15 protein-coding genes are annotated in these 16,907 nt (G+C 65.7%); 11 read left to right on the forward strand and 4 right to left on the reverse strand.

Going from position 1 to position 16,907, the window contains the following annotated elements:
• Positions 1 to 2: 2 nt before the first annotated feature.
• Positions 3 to 1,916, reverse strand: a complete 1,914-nt coding sequence (locus A3M1_RS0117030) for an FUSC family protein (protein WP_018390201.1) — start codon at positions 1,914 to 1,916, stop codon at positions 3 to 5.
• A 501-nt stretch (positions 1,917 to 2,417) separates the two neighbouring features.
• Between A3M1_RS0117030 and A3M1_RS0117035 the strand changes: the two genes are divergently transcribed.
• Genes A3M1_RS0117035 through A3M1_RS0117050 form a run of 4 tightly spaced genes read left to right on the forward strand, consistent with a single transcriptional unit; the run spans position 2,418 to position 8,409 of the window.
• Complete coding sequence (locus A3M1_RS0117035; protein ID WP_026221359.1) at positions 2,418 to 4,718, forward strand: FdhF/YdeP family oxidoreductase; 2,301 nt, start codon at positions 2,418 to 2,420, stop codon at positions 4,716 to 4,718.
• Position 4,719: 1 nt separating this feature from the next.
• Positions 4,720 to 6,135 carry a cytochrome ubiquinol oxidase subunit I gene (locus tag A3M1_RS0117040; protein WP_018390203.1) on the forward strand — a complete coding sequence of 472 codons (1,416 nt, stop codon included), beginning with the start codon at positions 4,720 to 4,722 and terminating at the stop codon, positions 6,133 to 6,135.
• A gap of 2 nt (positions 6,136 to 6,137) precedes the next feature.
• On the forward strand, positions 6,138 to 7,175 hold the full coding sequence (gene cydB, locus A3M1_RS0117045) for a cytochrome d ubiquinol oxidase subunit II (protein WP_018390204.1): 1,038 nt from the start codon (positions 6,138 to 6,140) through the stop codon (positions 7,173 to 7,175).
• A 52-nt stretch (positions 7,176 to 7,227) separates the two neighbouring features.
• Positions 7,228 to 8,409: an alpha/beta fold hydrolase gene (locus tag A3M1_RS0117050; protein WP_018390205.1), complete on the forward strand. Its 1,182-nt coding sequence runs from the start codon at positions 7,228 to 7,230 to the stop codon at positions 8,407 to 8,409.
• A 32-nt stretch (positions 8,410 to 8,441) separates the two neighbouring features.
• Here A3M1_RS0117050 and A3M1_RS0117055 read toward each other — a convergent pair whose 3' ends face one another.
• Positions 8,442 to 8,807 carry a helix-turn-helix transcriptional regulator gene (locus A3M1_RS0117055; RefSeq protein WP_245261722.1) on the reverse strand — a complete coding sequence of 122 codons (366 nt, stop codon included), beginning with the start codon at positions 8,805 to 8,807 and terminating at the stop codon, positions 8,442 to 8,444.
• Between the two features lie 174 nt (positions 8,808 to 8,981).
• Between A3M1_RS0117055 and A3M1_RS0117060 the strand changes: the two genes are divergently transcribed.
• The 3 genes from A3M1_RS0117060 to A3M1_RS0117070 all read left to right on the forward strand — a co-directional run bounded on the left by A3M1_RS0117060 (position 8,982) and on the right by A3M1_RS0117070 (position 11,188).
• A complete protein-coding gene (locus A3M1_RS0117060) occupies positions 8,982 to 9,875 on the forward strand; it encodes a LysR family transcriptional regulator (RefSeq protein ID WP_018390207.1) in 894 nt (297 codons plus the stop codon).
• 255 nt (positions 9,876 to 10,130) lie between these two features.
• Positions 10,131 to 10,658 (forward strand): redoxin domain-containing protein, encoded by a 528-nt coding sequence (locus tag A3M1_RS0117065; RefSeq protein ID WP_018390208.1) that lies wholly within the window; start codon positions 10,131 to 10,133, stop codon positions 10,656 to 10,658.
• Complete coding sequence (locus A3M1_RS0117070; RefSeq protein WP_018390209.1) at positions 10,655 to 11,188, forward strand: DsbA family protein; 534 nt, start codon at positions 10,655 to 10,657, stop codon at positions 11,186 to 11,188. The genes A3M1_RS0117065 and A3M1_RS0117070 overlap by 4 nt, the downstream gene beginning before the upstream one ends.
• 264 nt (positions 11,189 to 11,452) lie before the next feature.
• On the opposite strand, the gene A3M1_RS0117075 is transcribed toward A3M1_RS0117070, so the two are convergent.
• Positions 11,453 to 12,289 (reverse strand): alpha/beta fold hydrolase, encoded by an 837-nt coding sequence (locus A3M1_RS0117075; RefSeq protein WP_018390210.1) that lies wholly within the window; start codon positions 12,287 to 12,289, stop codon positions 11,453 to 11,455.
• A 294-nt stretch (positions 12,290 to 12,583) separates the two neighbouring features.
• Entirely contained in the window at positions 12,584 to 13,159 is a 576-nt protein-coding gene (locus A3M1_RS0117080; protein ID WP_371258756.1) for a helix-turn-helix domain-containing protein, read from the reverse strand.
• Positions 13,160 to 13,523: 364 nt separating this feature from the next.
• On the opposite strand from A3M1_RS0117080, the gene A3M1_RS0117090 reads away from it, so the two are divergent.
• From A3M1_RS0117090 to A3M1_RS0117105, 4 genes are all read left to right on the forward strand, one after another.
• Positions 13,524 to 14,978: a nitrogen regulation protein NR(II) gene (locus A3M1_RS0117090; RefSeq protein ID WP_018390213.1), complete on the forward strand. Its 1,455-nt coding sequence runs from the start codon at positions 13,524 to 13,526 to the stop codon at positions 14,976 to 14,978.
• Positions 14,975 to 15,634 carry a response regulator transcription factor gene (locus A3M1_RS0117095; RefSeq protein ID WP_018390214.1) on the forward strand — a complete coding sequence of 220 codons (660 nt, stop codon included), beginning with the start codon at positions 14,975 to 14,977 and terminating at the stop codon, positions 15,632 to 15,634. The genes A3M1_RS0117090 and A3M1_RS0117095 overlap by 4 nt, the downstream gene beginning before the upstream one ends.
• A gap of 112 nt (positions 15,635 to 15,746) precedes the next feature.
• On the forward strand, positions 15,747 to 16,115 hold the full coding sequence (locus A3M1_RS0117100) for a response regulator transcription factor (RefSeq protein WP_018390215.1): 369 nt from the start codon (positions 15,747 to 15,749) through the stop codon (positions 16,113 to 16,115).
• A gap of 122 nt (positions 16,116 to 16,237) precedes the next feature.
• On the forward strand, positions 16,238 to 16,765 hold the full coding sequence (locus tag A3M1_RS0117105) for a Dps family protein (protein WP_018390216.1): 528 nt from the start codon (positions 16,238 to 16,240) through the stop codon (positions 16,763 to 16,765).
• Positions 16,766 to 16,907 lie beyond the last annotated feature (142 nt).

The following is a 16,907-nucleotide window of genomic DNA, read 5'->3' on the forward strand; positions in this document are numbered from 1 at the left end:
TCTCAGCTGAACGTCGACAGGAAGAGAGCGCGGGTGTCGATGCGAGCCGTAAGTAATTCGGCGTGGAGGTCGATGGCATCGATGATGACTTCAACCGCCGCACGCGCCTGCATGGGCTGGGGGGCTAACCTCTGCAATGCCTCCCGAGCCATCGCGAGCTGTCCTGCGGCGAGGGCATCAATGGCGCGTTGCAGCTCACCGATGATGGGGTCGCGGGACGCTACGATCCTGAGATGGATGACTGCCTGGCCGAGCGAGAGCAACGCCATCAGACTGCCGGCCTCCTCGGACGTCGCCTGCGGCGGCAGCGCCTCGGCGCGCCGTGCCAACAGCTTGTTCCAGCGAGCGAAATCGGCCGACCCACTGCTTGCCAGGCGGCGGAAATCGCGGAGCGACAGGGCGAGAAGGCGGCGGGCGCGCTGCTGCGGCGGGATCGTCGGCATGACGACGAAGAACAGCGTGCCGATCACGGTTCCGGCAACGATCGACAGGGCGAGGTTGAAATAGCTGACCGCGTCGTAGGTTATCGGGTTTCCCACCCCCAGCAGCGGAAGCGAGGCGATCGACATGGCGAGGAAGACGACACTGTGCCAGCCCCCCGCCTGCAGCATCCCGAGTGGGACGAAGAGGAGGACGATCAGTGCGATGAGAGCGGGAAAGGTCGACAGCGACGGCAGCACGCCGAAATAGAGCACGCCGCCGAGCGCGGCCATCAAGGCCGCGCCCAGCGCATAGTCCTTCGCCCCCGCGCGGGCCTGGTCGCCGAACGCGCCGAAGACCAGCGTGGCGACGGCGGCGAACACGATGGCGAAGGCCCCGTTCGGCCAGGCGGACACCACCCAGAAGGCCGACATGGCCAGCACTGCCACAAAAACACGCAGCCCGTTCAGCACGGCCGGCAGCGTATCGGCAATGACGAGGGGATTCCGGGGTGCCGCCATGCGCGGGCTCTTGCGATCGCGCAGCAGAAGGATGCCGTCGATCAGCCCGGCCAGCCCGGTCGCGACGTCGCGCGAGGCCTCGATGGCGATGCAGCTGGCGGAATCGGGCATGGGGAGCGCCCGCAGCTCGGCCTGCACTTCTTCGACGGTCTGGCGCAGCTGCCGGGGCGCGTGGTCGAGCTGCGCCAGGTCGATGCGCTCCAGCAGCGGAACCAGCTGCTCGCGGATCAATACCGGACAACCACCCCGCAGGGCCAGATGCGTGCCGGCATTGCGCCAGCCCACCAGGGCGCCGACCAGCGCCTCCATCATGATCTGGAGATTGGCTGCGCGGGAGCGAAGATAGGAGGATTCGCCGATGGCGGCGTCGATCTGGGTGTGAAGCGTGCCAAGGCCCCGGGTCACGCCGCGACGCGCAGACACAAGGTCGGGCGTCTCGCCGCCCTGTGCCAGCGTCGCGATGAAGCCGGACGCGACCTCCCCGGCCGTCTGCCGCAGCGTACGGGCGAGAAGCTGCCGCGCGGCCCCGAAATCGGTCAGCACCATCACAAACCCGGCCGACGCGATGCCGATGCAGATCTCACCCACCCGGATGACGGCAAGAAAGAAGGCCGTGCTCGGGTCCGTCAGCGTGTCGGCGAAGATGATCACCGCCGTAATTCCGGAAAGGGCGGCGGCGTACGAGGCGAAGTTGCGCAGCATCACCACCGCGAAACCGCACAGGCCGCACCAAAGCGCCAGGGAGAACAGCAGGCAATTGCGCTGCTGCGGGAACACCGCCAGCAAAGCCACCATCACCAACCCACCAATGATGGTGCCGATCGCGCGGTAGCGGCCCTTCTGCAGCGAGGCGCCAAGATTGGGCTGGCAGACGATGGCGGCGGTCGTCGCCGCCCAGAACGAGTTCTGCAATTCGAGGTAGTAGGTGATGTAGAGCGCGAGAGACACGGACGCGGCGAGGCGCAGCCCGAACACAAGGCGGGGCGCCAGGAAGGAAACAGGTGCCAGTGCCGCCCTCACAAGTGCGAGCGGGCTGCCAAGCGCGCCAAAGGACCTTTCGTGTACGTCGCTCATCTCTAGCCTTGCCGGGCTCGATTCCATTGGTCTTTGAGCCAGCATAGGCACTGCGCGGCGAGGGAAAATCATACAGCCGTACGGGCGCATCGCACTTTGGTATGTCGCGCCGTTGACCCTTCCACGGGCTTTGGCGTCGTCCGATCGCGCGACCGGGCGGGGACCTCGCAGCCCTTTCCCGTCAGCCGACCCGGGCGGTGGGGGCGAAATGGGCAGTCATCCCCACCATGAGCAGAAGCCGTAATACCTAGGTTTATTGCCCGCATATGATGAGATCATTTATCCGGGCCTCCACTCGTCTTTAGATGAAGCTGGGTTGGCTGATCGATTTTCTAGTTCGCGGCAAGCCCCGCGGCGTCAACACGCCGGCAGATCTCTCAAACCATGCGGTAGGAGACGTCCATGGGCGTTGTGAAGACTATTCGTCCCTATCACGAGCCAGCCGGTGGCTGGGGAGCGCTCAAGGCGATGGGCACCGCCCTCGCCGAGCAGGACATCGCCCTCTCCGGCATGGCCACCTTGTCGCGCATGAACCAGCATGGCGGCTTCGACTGCCCAGGCTGCGGCTGGGCCGACCCGAAGAACCCATCCCCGTTCGAGTATTGCGAGAATGGCGGCAAGGCGGTGGCGTGGGAGGCGACCACGAAGCGCTGCACACCCGACTTCTTCGCCGCCCACACCGTCTCCGAGCTGGAGGCCTTCACCGATTTCGAGCTGGAGATGCAGGGGCGCCTGACCCATCCCATGCGCTACGACGCCTACACCGACACCTATGTGCCGGTGAACTGGGATGAGGCCTTCGCCATCGTCGCGGCGCATCTCAATGCGCTGCCGGACCCGAACATGGCGGATTTCTACACATCGGGCCGCGCCTCAAATGAAGCCGCGTTTCTCTACCAGCTGTTCGCCCGCGAATATGGCACCAACAATTTTCCCGACTGCTCCAACATGTGCCACGAGGCCACCAGCGTCGGCCTGCCGCAGTCGCTCGGCGTCGGCAAGGGAACCGTGCTGCTGGAGGATTTCGAGAAGGCCGATTGCATCTTCATCTTCGGCCAGAACCCCGGCACCAATTCCCCGCGCATGATGACGGACCTGCGCAACGCCTCGCGGCGCGGCGCCACCATCATGTCGTTCAACCCGTTCCGCGAACGGGCGCTGGAGCGTTTCCAGGCGCCGCAGAACCCGGTGGAGATGGCGACCCTCACCTCGACGCCCATTTCCCAGCGCCTGTTCCAGGTCCGGGTCGGCGGCGATGTCGCGCTCATCAAGGGCATGATGAAGCTGATGGTCGAGGCCGACGAGAGCGCCCGCACGGAGGGGCGTGGCCCGGTGCTGGACTGGGATTTCATCCACGGCCACACCATTGGCATCGACGCGCTGATCGCCGATCTGAAGGCGACGCGATGGGAAGATATCGAGCGCAAATCCGGCATTGCGCGGGCGGATATAGCGGTCGCCGCCGACGCCTATATGAAGGCCGAGCGGGCCATCCTCGTCTTCGGCATGGGCATCACCCAGCACCGCCACGGCACGCAGAACGTCCAGCAACTGGCGAATCTCGCGCTGCTGCGCGGCAATATCGGCCGCGAGGGTGCCGGCATCTGCCCGGTGCGCGGCCATTCCAACGTGCAGGGCGACCGCACCGTCGGCATCACCGAAGTGCCGAGCGATGCCCTGCTCGACGCGCTTGAGGCCCGCTTCGGCTTCGCGCCGCCCCGCGCGCCCGGCCACAACGTCGTCACCGCGCTGGAGGCCATGGTGCGCGGCGAGGCCAAGGTGTTCATCGGGCTGGGCGGCAATTTCGCCGCCGCCATTCCCGACTGGGAGCAGACCCAGGCGGCCATGCGCCGGCTCGACCTCACCGTCCACATCGCCACCAAGCTCAACCGCAGCCATATCGTGCATGGCCGCGAGGCGCTGATCCTGCCCTGTCTCGGCCGCACCGAGCTGGACGAGCAGGCCGGCGGCCCGCAGGCGGTCACGGTCGAGGATTCCATGTCGATGGTGCATGCCTCGCGCGGCCATAACCGCCCGGCCTCGGAGCACCTGAAGAGCGAGCCCGCCATCATCGCCGGCATGGCGCGGGCGACGCTGGGCGCGCGCTCCAGGATCGCTTGGGAGGAGTTGACCGCGGACTATGCGCGGATCCGGGACGACATCGAGGCGGTGTTCCCGATCTTCCAGGGCTACAATGAGCGGGTCAAGGAGCCCGGCGGCTTCCATCTCACCTCGCTCGCCCGCGAACGGATATGGGCGACGCCGTCCGGTAAGGCCAACCTGCTGGTCTGCGAGGGGCTGTGCGAGGACCCCAAGGTCGATGACCGCGACGCGCTGTGGCTGACCACTGTGCGCAGCCACGACCAGTACAACACCACGCTCTATTCGCTCTCCGACCGCTATCGCGGCGTCTACGGCCAGCGCGACGTGCTGTTCCTAAATGAGGCGGAGATGAACCGGCGCGGCCTGAAGGCCGATGACCGGGTCGACATCCTCACCCTGTCGCAGGACGGCATCGCGCGGGCGGTGCGCGGCTTCAAGGTGGTGCCCTACAGCTTCCCCGATGGCAGCTGCGCCGCCTATTACCCCGAGACCAACCCGCTGGTGCCGCTCTACGCGCATGACCCGCAGAGCTTCACCCCCTCGTCAAAGGGGGTGCCGGTGCGCCTCGTGAAGACCACCACTCAGCCGGGAGCGCAGTGAGATGGACGCCGTCGCCCTGTCCCGCCTGCAATTCGCCTTCACCATCGGCTTCCACATCCTGTGGCCGACGCTGACCATCGGCACCGCCTGGTTCGTCACCGTGCTCAGCGCCCTGTGGTGGCGTACCGGCAACACGGTCTATCGCGACCTGATGCGCTTCTGGATGCGGCTGTTCGCTCTGGGCTTCGGCATGGGCGTCGTCACCGGCATCGTGCTGAGCTACGAGATCGGCACCAACTGGGCCGGCTTCTCGCGTTCGGTCGCCAATGTGCTCGGGCCGCTCTTCGCCTATGAGACGATGACCGCCTTCTTTCTGGAGGCCGGCTTCATCGGCATCATGCTGTTCGGCGAGGGCAGGGTGTCGAAGGGCGCGCACTTCTTCGCCTGCCTGATGGTGGCGATGGGGGCGCTGATCTCCTCCACCTGGATCATCGCCGCCAATAGCTGGATGCAGACCCCGGCAGGCGCGGTCGCCGATGCGCAGGGCATCTATCACGTGGTGAGCTGGTGGGAGGTGATCTTCACCGCCTCCTTCCCCTATCGCCTCGCCCATATGGTGTGCGCGAGCTTCCTGACCTGCTCCTTCGTGATCGCCGGTGTCTCGGCGTTCCATCTCTGGCGCGGCCAGCATGTGGCGGCCTCGCGCACGGCCTTTTCCATGGCGCTGTGGCTGGCGCTGGTGCTGGCGCCGCTGCAGATTTTCATCGGCGACATGCATGGCCGCAACACCATGGTCGAGCAGCCGACCAAGCTCGCCGCGATGGAGGGGCTGTGGGAGACCACCAAGGGGCCGGCGATGACGGTGATCGCCTGGCCGGACATGGCGGCGCAGAAGAACTTCTACGCCATCGACATTCCCCATCTCGCCAGCCTCTACCTCACCCATAGCTGGGACGGGCAGGTGCAGGGCCTCAAAGCTGTGCCGCCGCAGGATCAGCCGAACGTGCCGATCGTATTCTTCGCCTTCCGCGTCATGGCCGGCATCGGCGTGGTGCTGCTGGCCACCGCGATCACCGGCTTCGTGCTGCGGCTGCGCGGAAGGCTGTTCACCGCGCGCTGGTTCCAGTTTCTCACCATAGCGACGACCCCGCTCGGCTTCCTTGCGGTGCTGGCCGGCTGGACGGTGACGGAGGCGGGACGGCAGCCCTGGATCATCTATGGCGCGCTGCGCACGGCCGATGCGGCGGCGCCGGTTGCGGCCGGGGCGGTGACGACCAGCCTCCTCATCTTCTTCGCCGTCTACAATGTGCTGCTGCTGGCCTTCGTCTGGTTCGCCGGGCGGGTCGCCCTGAAGGGGCCAATCGATAGCTCGCCCGTCACGCGCGAGCATCCCGGCATGGAGCGCAGCACGCTCGGCGCCTTCACCACCTCTCCCGTTCCGTCGCCCGTGCGCGGCACCGACCCAGCGAGGGCCTGACCATGACCGAACTTCTGCAGGCGGACACTGTGCCGCTGGTCTTCGCCGCCGTCGCCGTGTTCTGCGTCACGGTCTATGTGCTCGCCGACGGGCTCGATCTTGGCGTCGGCATCCTCTTCCTTGCCGCCCCGCGCGACGCCGACCGCGACCTGATGATGGCCTCGATCGAACCGGTATGGGACGGCAACGAGACCTGGCTTGTCATGGGCGGCACGCTGCTCTTCGCCGCCTTTCCCGCCGGCTACTACATCCTGCTGCCGGCCTTCTATCTGCCGATCATGTTCATGCTGTTCGCGCTGATCTTCCGCGGCGTGGCGTTCGGCTTCCGGCTGCAGGCGACGCGCTTCCGTCTTGTCTGGGACATCGCCTTCTTCGCCGGCTCCGTGCTGGCGACCTTCTGCCAGGGGCTGATCCTGGGTGGGCTGATCACCGGCGTGCCGGTGGATAACGGCATGTTCGCCGGCGGGCCGTTCAGCTTCCTCAGCCTGCTTGGCGTCCTGTGCGGGGCCGGCCTGGTCGGCGGCTACGCGCTGATCGGCGCGGGCTGGCTGATCTGGAAGACCGACGGTGCGACGCAGGTCTTTGCCCGCGAGATCGCCCATGCCGCGCTCATCCTCACCGGCGCGATGATGGCGCTGGTGAGCGCCTGGAGCGCGTGGAGCGTGCCGGAGGTGGCGGCCCGCTGGTTCGCCTTTCCCAATCTCGCCCTGCTCGCGCCCGTGCCGCTGGTGACGCTCGCCGTCATCGTCGCGCTCTGGCGCGGCATCTGGGAAGGCGGGCAGGCCCGCACCTTCCTGCTCGCGCTGGCGCTGTTCGCCCTCGGGCTGGTCGGGCTCATCGTCAGCCTCTGGCCCTATCTCGTCCCCCGCCACGTCACGGTGTGGGACGGCATGTCCGACCCGCAATCGCTTGCCTTCCTCGCCGTGGGGATCGCGATCATCATCCCGATCGTCCTTGCCTACCAGGCGCATGCCTATTGGGTGTTTCGCGGCAAGACGGTGCACGAGCATGGCGCCTATGGCGGCCACGCCGGCTCCTGAACGGCCGATCTCCTGTCGATACGTGTCAACAGACGGCGAGTGAGAGGACACAATGGCAAAGAAGCCTTTTTTCCGCCTGTGCATGGCGGCGGCGCTGGCGGTCATCCTGTCGATGCCCGGCACGCAGACCCTCGCCGCCGGGACGGGTGCCGGCAAGGGCGGCGGCAATCGCGGCGTGCTGGTGGCGGCGACCGCCGTTCCCGGCTTCTTCCGCTATGGCTCGGTGTTCCGCATTCTCTATCGCTCGCGCACCTCCCGAAACGTCCCGGTCATCGTTTCGGGCCTTGCCATCGTTCCCAATGGTCCCGCTCCGGCTGCGGGACGTCCCGTGGTTTCCTGGGGCCACGGCACAACAGGCGTCGCCCATGACTGCGCGCCATCGCTTAATGTGGAACAGGCGATCGGGGCGACGCTCGGCGTCACGCAGCTGCTCCAGAAGGGCATTGTCGTGGTCGCCGCCGACTATCCCGGCCTCGGCTCGGCCGGTGTTCACCCCTATCTCGACGGCGTCAGCACGGCCCGCGCGATGATCGACGCGGTCCGTGCCGTGCGGGAGTTGCGCCAAGCCGATGCGGGCTCGCGCTATGCCGCCTGGGGCTTTTCTCAGGGAGGGCACGGTGCCCTGTTCGTCGCCTCGATCGCCGGGAGCTATGCCCCCGAACTGACGCTGGTGGGCAGCGCCGCCGCATCGGCCCCCACGCAACTGCGCCGGCTCCTGCGCGCCGACGCGCGCACAGTGGCGGGGCGCGTCATCGCCTCCTATGCCATCTGGTCATGGCAGCGCTTCTACGGCGCGCCCATCGCCAAGATCGCCGATCGGCAAGCGATCGCGGCGATTGACGCCATTGCCGGCGTCTGCAGCCTCGGCCCGCTTGAAGATCTTCAGCTCGGGCTCGACAGCACGGCTTTTCAGCGCAGCGGCTTCCTTGCCGCCGAGCCCGGCGATTCCTCTGTCTGGGGTCGCCTAATCGCGCAGAACAGCACGCCGGAAACGCAGCGCGACGTGCCGATCCTGATGCTGCAAGGCGGCGCCGACCCGATTGTCGAGGCACCGATCACGCGAGGCTACGTGAAGCACCTGTGTTCGACCGGCCGGCGTGTCCGCTATGTCGAGATGGCAGGCGTCGACCACGGCACCGCCGCGCGCCGGGGCGCCGACACGGCTGTGCGCTGGCTGGCGGACCGGTTCGCCGGGCAGCCCGCACCCGCCGATTGCGACACGGTCCGGGAGTAGCGGCCATGGGACGGCGCGCCCCGCCTCACGGCCTATTCCCGGGCAGCCTGCCGCCAAAGGCCGGGGCTCTTGCCGACAAGGCGCCGGAACACCCGCGTGAAATGGCTCTGATCAGTGAAGCCGCACATCAAGGCGATGTCCGTCAGCGACAGATCGGTGTCCATCATCTGCCGCTTGGCCTCGGCAATCCTGAGATCCGTCAGATAGCGATACGGTGCGCGGCCGAAGGTGCCGCGAAAGGCGCGCGCGAAATGACTGGGCGTCACCTCGCATGCGCGCGCAATCTCCTTGATCGTGAGCGGGCTGCCGAGCCGCGCCTGCATCATTTCCGTGGCACGACGCTGCTGCCACGGTGCCAGCCCGACCGCGACGATCCCCGCAATCCGGGGCCCGGCCATGTTTGGATGCGTGATAAAGCGCTCGCCGAAACGCCTCTGCCCTATCGTAACGTCGCCTTCACTTGGTGGCATCGTCTTGGATCTTTCGTCAGCCGGCGGACGCAGGAGGCTATGTAATTAAATGAGCCTGCGAAACTGGGATCGGATGCCGGATGATGCGGACAGGAATTCCGCATGAGTAAGCTGGATGGTATTGAAGTATTCGTTCAGGTGAACGATTCCGGCAGCTACGCGGCGGCCGGCCGCGTTCTCGGCGTGACCGCCTCGGCCATTGGCAAGGCCATCGTCCGGCTGGAAGAGCGCATGGGAATCCGGCTGTTCCATCGCAACAACCGGAGCATCGGGCTGACGCCGGAAGGCGTCGTCTTTCTCGACCATTGCCGCCGCATCATGGCCGAGCTCGCCTCGGCGGAGGCCCGCTTTTCGGCGGTCCACGCGACGCCGAGCGGCAAGCTGCGCGTCAGCGCCCCCGTGGTGAGCGACCGCTGGAACCGCGTTTTTCTCCGGTTCATGGCGCGCTATCCCGACATCGATCTGGATGTCAGCTACACCAACCGGATCGTCGATCTTGTCGAGGAGGGCTATGATGTCGTTCTGCGCATTGGCCCGCTGCAGGATTCGCGCCTGCTCACCCGGCAGCTCGGCGTGTTCAGCCTGCGGCTGGTGGCCTCGCCCGCCTATCTGGAACGGCGCGGCGTTCCGCAAACGATCGACGATCTTCTCGGCCATGCCTGCCTGCGCAATCGGAACGTCTCCAGCCGGCGTATCGACCCCTGGCCGCTCGGACCGGACAACGCGCATGTGAATGCCGGTTTGTCCAACAAGCTGGTGGCCGACCATTATGCGATGCTGCTGATGGCCACGCTGGACGGGATGGGCATCGCCTGCCTGCCGAGCTTCTGGGCCGACGAGCACATCGCAAGCGGCACGCTGCGGCCGCTTCTTGCCGACCAGACGGCCAATCAGCGCGCGGTTTCCGCCGTTTGGCCCGGCGGCCCCGGATTTCCCGTCAAGCTGGCCGCCTTCGTGGACTTCATGGCGCAGAACCTGCCAGCCATGCTTCGCTGAGCCCGGCGCACGCGCTCATTCGTGCGAATACACTAAATAAAAATCCCATATCGCCGCCACTTGCGATGAATTTCAGTCTCGCGCACCAATTGTATACAGACGTATACTATTACGTTTTGGCTATTGATGAAACTATTCGTTGATCGCAGTGGCGCGCCACATGCGGGACACCACGCAACGACGAAGGCTTTGCATGAGCAAGCCGGTGATCGCTTGCAGCCCTTTGATCTCCACACCTCTTGCCGGGATATCCCCATGAGCGACACCCTCGCCACACCTGCGAACGCGACGCGAACCACGGCCCTTGCGGCCGGGGCAACGGCGCCGCTGTTTTCGCTGAATGCGACGCCGAACCAGACCCTATCGCTCAGCGATCTGCGCGGTCGCCCCGTCATTCTGGCGTTCTATCCCGCCGACTGGAGCCCGGTCTGCGGCGACCAGATGGGTCTCTACAACGCGATCCTGCCGGAATTTCACCGTTTCGACGCGCAGCTCCTCGGCATCTCGGTCGATGGCGCCTGGTGTCACGCGGCCTTCGCCGAGCAGCGCCACCTGCATTTCCCGCTGCTGGCCGATTTCGAGCCCAAGGGCGCGGTCGCGCAGCGCTATGGCGTCTATCGCGACCAGGATGGCACGACGGAGCGCGCGCTCTTCGTCATCGACGGCGAGGGCATCATCCGCTGGAGCTATGTCTCCCCCGTGGGCATCAATCCCGGCGCCGACGGCATCCTCGCCGCCCTCGAAGCGCTGCAACCTCAGGCAACACAGGGAGCCCGGTCATGAGCCGTCTCACCACGCCGGTCGGCGCGCACGACCATAGCGAAGGGCCGGCCGACGCGCCGGTAACGCTGGTCGAATATGGTGACTTCGAATGCCCCTATTGCGGCGAGGCCTATCCCATCCTCAAGGCGGTGCAGCGCGCCGTGGGCGACAGGCTGCGCTTTGTGTTCCGGCATTTCCCGATCGTAGAGTCCCATCCACATGCCGGCCGCGCGGCCGAGTTTGCCGAAGCCGCCGGCAGCGCGGGGCGGTTCTGGGAAGCGCATGACATGCTGTATGAGCACCAGGATGCACTTGCCGACGCCAATCTGCGGCACTACGGCAAAGCCCTCGATCTCGACGCCGAGGCCCTCCAGGCCGCTTTCGACGGCCGCTATGACGCGCATATCCGCGCCGATTTCATGGGCGGCGTGCGCAGCGGCGTCAACGGCACGCCGAGCCTGTTCATCAACGGGGTACGGTACGATGGCGAGCGCGATGTCGCCAGCCTTGTCGCCGCGATCCATCAGGCGGCCGGCGCCCGGAACATATGATGGTTCCGTCCAGCGCATGATGCCGCTCTGACCCGTTGCCCCGCCCGTCCACATCACTCGGCCCGGCCCGCGCCCAACGCGCAGGCCGGGCCTTTTCGTTATCGCCGACGCGGCGAGCGGCCACCCTGGCGGCGGGGTGCGGCGATGGCTGGCGGCACAGCTCCGGCGGTCACGGCGGGATCTCGGCTGTCTCGTCGCGACGAAAAAAAACGGCGATGCCCGTCAAGGCATCGCCGCAGCTTGGGAGGACGGTCGGTCGATCACTCAGCCCTTGATGAAGGCGAGGATGTCCGGGTTGATGACGTCGGCATGGGTGGTCAGCATGCCGTGCGGGAAGCCGGGATAGACCTTCAGCGTGGCGTCCGGCAGCAGTTCCGCCTGCAGCGCGCTGGCGTTCTTGTGGGGGACGATCTGGTCGTCATCGCCCTGCAGGACAAGGGTCGGAACCGTCATCGCCTTGAGGTCTGCGGTCTGGTCGGTCTCGGAGAAGGCCTTGATGCCCTCATAATGCGCCTTGGCGCTGCCGATCATGCCCTGGCGCCACCAATTGTCGATCACGCCCTGCGAGACCTTGGCGCCGTCGCGGTTGAAGCCGTAGAACGGGCCGGAGGCGACATCGACGTAAAACTGGGCGCGGTTGGCCGCCAGCGCCGAACGGAAGCCGTCGAACACGCTCATCGGCAGGCCGCCGGGATAAGCCTCGGTCTTCAGCATGATCGGCGGCACGGCGGCGACCAGCACGGCCTTGGCGACGCGGCCCTGCGGCAGGCCGAATTTGGCGACATAGCGCGCGACCTGGCCACCGCCGGTGGAATGGCCGATATGGACGGCGTTCTTCAGGTCGAGATGCTCGACCACGGCCGAGACGTCGGCGGCGTAATGGTCCATGTCATGGCCCTCGCTCACCTGCGCCGAGCGGCCATGGCCGCGACGGTCACTGGCGACGACGCGGAAGCCTTCGCCGAGGAAATACAGCATTTGAGCGTCCCAATCGTCGGAGGACAGCGGCCAGCCATGATGGAAGACGATGGGCTGGGCGTCCTTCGGGCCCCAGTCCTTGAAGAAGATGTCGACGCCGTCCTTGGTGGTAACGTAACCCATGGCGATATTCCTTTGATGGAAGGTGTTGAAGCTCAAGATATTCTTGCACCTTTTCGATAAGGTGCAGGAAAGTCGTGATGATCCGCACGTTTTCCGCGAATGGCAGCTGTATCGCTCGAGAAAAGTTCTAGCGTTCTATCTGCAATCGCGAAATGACGATGCGATGGCGCCGGCGCCCGTGCTTTTCTGCGGGCGTGCACGGCATGGAAGCACTGGCGGTGTCGCAGGCCCACGCCGGTGCCGGACGCGCCGGCGTGTAGGAGGGGGGAGGGCCGTGCGTTCCACGGCGCCGTGTCAGAACCCGGTCGCGGGGCGCGCCTCGGTGGCCCGTGCGGTGCCCTGCCAGCCGGCGGCCACGATGCTCATAGGGCTGAGGGCGGCGAGGTCGCGACGCGGCGCCTGTTGGGCCTTCTGGGTCTTGAAGCGGCGGGCCTCGGTGAAACGCCACTGACGCGGCGTGTTATCGACAAGGCGCTTGAACACGGTGGTGAAATGCGCCTGCGTCTGGAAGCCGACCGCCAGCGCAATGTCGATGATGCGCTGGTTGGTTCCGGCGAGCAGCTCCTGCGCCATCTCGATGCGGCGGTGCAGGAGGAAGTCGTGCGGACGCTGCCCGGTCGCCAGCCTGAACTGCGCGGCGAAATGCATGCGGCTGAGCCCGGCCGCGGCGGCCATGTCGGCGAGGGTGATGCGCTCGCCGAGATTCATGTTCACATATTCGACAACCCGCTTGAGGCGCCATTTCGGCAGGGCCGCCCGGGCCCGCGCATTGCGGTCCAGAGCATCGATATGGCCGTCTGCTTCCTGGAGACGCTCAGTGGTTTCGCAATACACGCCGTTTACAGTTGTGGTGGCGACTGGGGAGTGCATCTGAAATCCTCTCAAGATCATCAGGCAATTCGATGAGATGAGAGTAGACGTATTGTCGCCACGCAAAATTGTACGAGCGTTTCATTCAATATGCTCTTGGATGCCCGCCTTCATACCTTGGTATATTCCGTTGATCTGCCGCTCATGCCAATGGCGATCCGGCAGCCGGCCATGGGCCCACGCGGGCTCGGCCGGGGCCATGGCCTGCTCCCGCCGGCCAGGGGAGGGCGCCCGTTGTCCTCTTTCTCGCTTCCATTCTAGACCGTGCGAACGAGAAAGCTTTACGTGGCGGGTTGAACCGTCATGCGCGATCTGACGATACGTCATGACGAGCTGAGTACAGCGGCGGCGGCAAGGGGGGCACGTGGCTATAAAGGGTACGCGCGGAGAGAACGGTGCAGGTTCTCCCTATTTCTTCCCGGTCATCGCCTTCATCATGGCCGCACCGATCTTTGCCGTCGATACGCTCACGCCGCTCGACACCGCCATTGCCGTCCTCTACGTCGCGGTCATCATGCCGTCGGCGCACTTCCTCGGGCGTCGCGGCGTGCTGGCGGTTTCGGGCGGCTGCATCGCCCTCACCACCATCAGCTTCCTGATCGTGCACCAGCATGATTGGGACAGTTCGGCGCTGGTTCGGTTGGGCGTGAGCCTTTCCGCCATCACAATCACCTCTCTCCTGACCCTGCGAAATCAGCAGGTGACGTCCGCTCTGCGCGAGCAGGCCAACCTGCTGAACCTCACCCATGACGCCATCTTCGTGCGCGATATGGCCGACCGGATCACCTATTGGAACCAGGGCGCCGAACAGCTCTATGGCTGGAGCCGGGCGGAAGCCCTTGGGCAGACGGCCGCCAGCCTGCTGCGCACCCGGTTTCCGGACACGCCGGCCAGTATCCAGGCGGCGCTGCTGGCGGACAGCCAATGGGCCGGCGAGCTGACGCATTTCAAGCGCGACGGCACGCAGGTGACCGTTGTCAGTCGATGGTCGTTGCAGATGGACAAGGCGGGCCGCCCGGTCGCGGTGATGGAAACCAATAACGACATCACCGAACGCAAACGCTCGGAAGCGATGCTGCAAAAGGCCCAGACCGAGCTTGCCCACGCGACGCGGGTCGCGACCATGGGCGAACTCACCGCCTCCATCGCTCACGAGGTCAACCAGCCGCTTGCCGCCGTCGTCACCAATGGCGAGGCATGCCTGCGCTGGCTCGGGCGCGAGGTGCCGGACCTTGGCGAAGCCCGCGCCTCGGTGGAGCGCATGATCAGCAATGGCAAGCGCGCCAGCAATGTGATCGCCCGCCTGCGGGCGCTGGCGCGCCGTGCCGACCCCGACCACATGCCGCTCAGTCTGAACGAGATCGTCGAGGACGCGCTGGCGCTGGTGGAACGGGAGGCTGCCTCGCACAGTGTCAGCGTCGGGCTCGCGCTCGACGCCGCGCTGCCCGACATATCAGGCGACCGCGTGCAGTTGCAGCAGGTCGTCATCAACCTGCTGATGAACGCCATACAGGCGATGGCCGGCGTCACGGGGCGGGCCCGCACGCTGTCGATCACCACGCGCGGGGCCCGCGAGGGCGGCGGGCAGGGCACCGCCACGCTCGAGGTGCGGGACACCGGCATCGGCATTGACCCGCAGAGCGCGAGCCAGCTTTTCACCGCCTTTTACAGCACGAAGAAGGAAGGGCTCGGCATGGGGCTGTCGATCTGCCGCTCCATCATCGAAGCCCATGGCGGACGTATTTCGTTTGTGGCCAATGCCGATCATGGGATGAGCTTCACCGTCAAACTGCCCGCACTGAAGGAACTGGTGCCGTGATTTCCAACTCTTCCTCCAGCCGCACGCCCGCCGCTCCTGCCGCGCCCACGGTGATCGTGGTCGATGATGACGAGGCGCTGCGCGAGGCGCTGAGCAGCCTGTTCCGCTCGGTTGGGCTGCGCGTCGAGCTATACGGCTCGGCCGCCGAACTCCTTGCCGCCAAGCCCCCCGCCGTGCCGCGCTGCCTGGTTCTGGACATCCGCCTGCCGGGCGTCAGCGGGCTCGACTTCCAGTCGCAGATCGCGACATCGCCCATGAACATGCCGATTATCTTCATGACGGGGCATGGCGATATCCCGATGACGGTGCGGGCGATGAAGGCGGGCGCGGTCGACTTCCTGACCAAGCCGTTCCGCGACCAGGACATGCTGGATGCCGTGGCGACGGCGCTGGAGAACGACCGCCGGCAGAGCGAGGCGGACAAGGCCTCGACCGATATCCGCGCGCTGTACCAGTCGCTGACCGCGCGCGAGAAGGAAGTCATGGCGCTGGTGACCTCGGGGCTGATGAACAAACAGGTGGCCGCGCAGATCCATCTCTCGGAAATCACCGTGAAGATTCATCGCGGCCATGTGATGCGTAAAATGAACGCCAAATCCCTGGCGGATCTGGTGCGAATGGCGGAAACACTCGGCCTTGGCATCTCAAAGGCGTAGATTGCAAACCTGAGTATAATGTGAATTTCGGATCTTTCGCGCCATTCTTGCGGGGACGCGCCAAGGCGTGCCGCTTTGACCGCGAAAGGAATATCTCGTGTCTGACGTTCCGATGATCGCCATCATCGATGATGATGACTCGGTGCGTGTGGCAACCGAGAGCCTTGTCCGCTCGTTCGGCTTCAAGACAAGCGCTTTTGCTTCGCCAGAAGCCTTTCTCGCCTCGTCGAGAATGGCGGAGATCCATTGCGTGATCACCGATGTTCAGATGCCTGATATGAGCGGCATCGAACTGTTCGATGTTCTGCGTGCGCGTGGCACGGGCTTGCCGGTCATCTTCATCACCAGCTTTCCCGAGGAGCGGGTACGGCGGCGGGTAGAGGAGGCCGGGGCCGTCGGCTTCCTCGCCAAGCCTTTCGACGCCGACACCATCATGGGCTTCGTGTTTGAAGCGCTCAAAGGCCAGCCTCGACCACATTAGACGTGCTCCGCCAGCACGCCCTGACCGTTCGAGCTGGCAAGACGAACGCCCCTCTGCGGCGCATGTTCAGCCTTGCCATGTCTCGAATACCGCAACCCGAACCCACCCCAATGGAGCCTGTCATGGACATCGAAGCCACCAAGAAGCGCCGGCTTGCACCGCTGGCGACGCCTACCTCGCTGCCCTCCAACGCGGTGGTAGACCTCGCCGCCGCCATGACCACCCTGCTGGCCGATGTGTTCACGCTCTACATGAAGACCAAGAATTTCCACTGGCACCTCTCAGGCCCGCATTTCCGCGACTACCACCTGATGCTCGACGAGCAGGGCGACCAGATCTTCGCCATGACCGACGCACTCGCGGAACGCGTTCGCAAGCTGGGCGGCACGACGCTGCGCTCGGTCGGCCATATTGCCCGCCTGTCGCGGCTTGAGGACAATGACGCCGATTTCGTCACAGCCCAGGACATGCTCGCCGAACTGCGCAGCGACAATGTCGCGCTCACCGGCTTTCTGCGCGCCACCCACGCGCTGTGCGACGAGCACGGCGATGTCGCCAGCGCCAGCCTGATCGAGAACTGGATCGACGAGACCGAGCGCCGCAGCTGGTTCCTGTTCGAGTCCGGCCGCACGGACGAAGCCCGGTGCTGATCGCTCGGCCCGGGTTTGAGGGCCGTGCCACCTCTGCCGCCGCCCACAGCGGCGGCCGCCTCCCGCCCGCCGCACCTTGCGGGCGATCCCTCCTTGAATGCCACTCCATCTGACGTTATATTGCGTCAATATTGATGGCGTA

The organism is Ancylobacter sp. FA202 (genome assembly GCF_000380205.1).
Classification (GTDB): domain Bacteria; phylum Pseudomonadota; class Alphaproteobacteria; order Rhizobiales; family Xanthobacteraceae; genus Ancylobacter.

Bases quoted from the DNA above. Each gene is read 5' to 3' on its own strand.
- A3M1_RS0117105 (WP_018390216.1), top strand. From the start codon at position 16,238: ATGGACATCGAAGCCACCAAGAAGCGCCGGCTTGCACCGCTGGCGACG.
- A3M1_RS0117050 (WP_018390205.1), top strand. From the start codon at position 7,228: ATGGCAAAGAAGCCTTTTTTCCGCCTGTGCATGGCGGCGGCGCTGGCG.
- A3M1_RS0117070 (WP_018390209.1), top strand. From the start codon at position 10,655: ATGAGCCGTCTCACCACGCCGGTCGGCGCGCACGACCATAGCGAAGGG.
- cydB (WP_018390204.1), top strand. From the start codon at position 6,138: ATGACCGAACTTCTGCAGGCGGACACTGTGCCGCTGGTCTTCGCCGCC.
- A3M1_RS0117065 (WP_018390208.1), top strand. From the start codon at position 10,131: ATGAGCGACACCCTCGCCACACCTGCGAACGCGACGCGAACCACGGCC.
- A3M1_RS0117055 (WP_245261722.1), bottom strand. From the start codon at position 8,807: ATGGCCGGGCCCCGGATTGCGGGGATCGTCGCGGTCGGGCTGGCACCG.
- A3M1_RS0117060 (WP_018390207.1), top strand. From the start codon at position 8,982: ATGAGTAAGCTGGATGGTATTGAAGTATTCGTTCAGGTGAACGATTCC.
- A3M1_RS0117075 (WP_018390210.1), bottom strand. From the start codon at position 12,289: ATGGGTTACGTTACCACCAAGGACGGCGTCGACATCTTCTTCAAGGAC.
- A3M1_RS0117080 (WP_371258756.1), bottom strand. From the start codon at position 13,159: ATGCACTCCCCAGTCGCCACCACAACTGTAAACGGCGTGTATTGCGAA.
- A3M1_RS0117040 (WP_018390203.1), top strand. From the start codon at position 4,720: ATGGACGCCGTCGCCCTGTCCCGCCTGCAATTCGCCTTCACCATCGGC.
- A3M1_RS0117100 (WP_018390215.1), top strand. From the start codon at position 15,747: ATGATCGCCATCATCGATGATGATGACTCGGTGCGTGTGGCAACCGAG.
- A3M1_RS0117035 (WP_026221359.1), top strand. From the start codon at position 2,418: ATGGGCGTTGTGAAGACTATTCGTCCCTATCACGAGCCAGCCGGTGGC.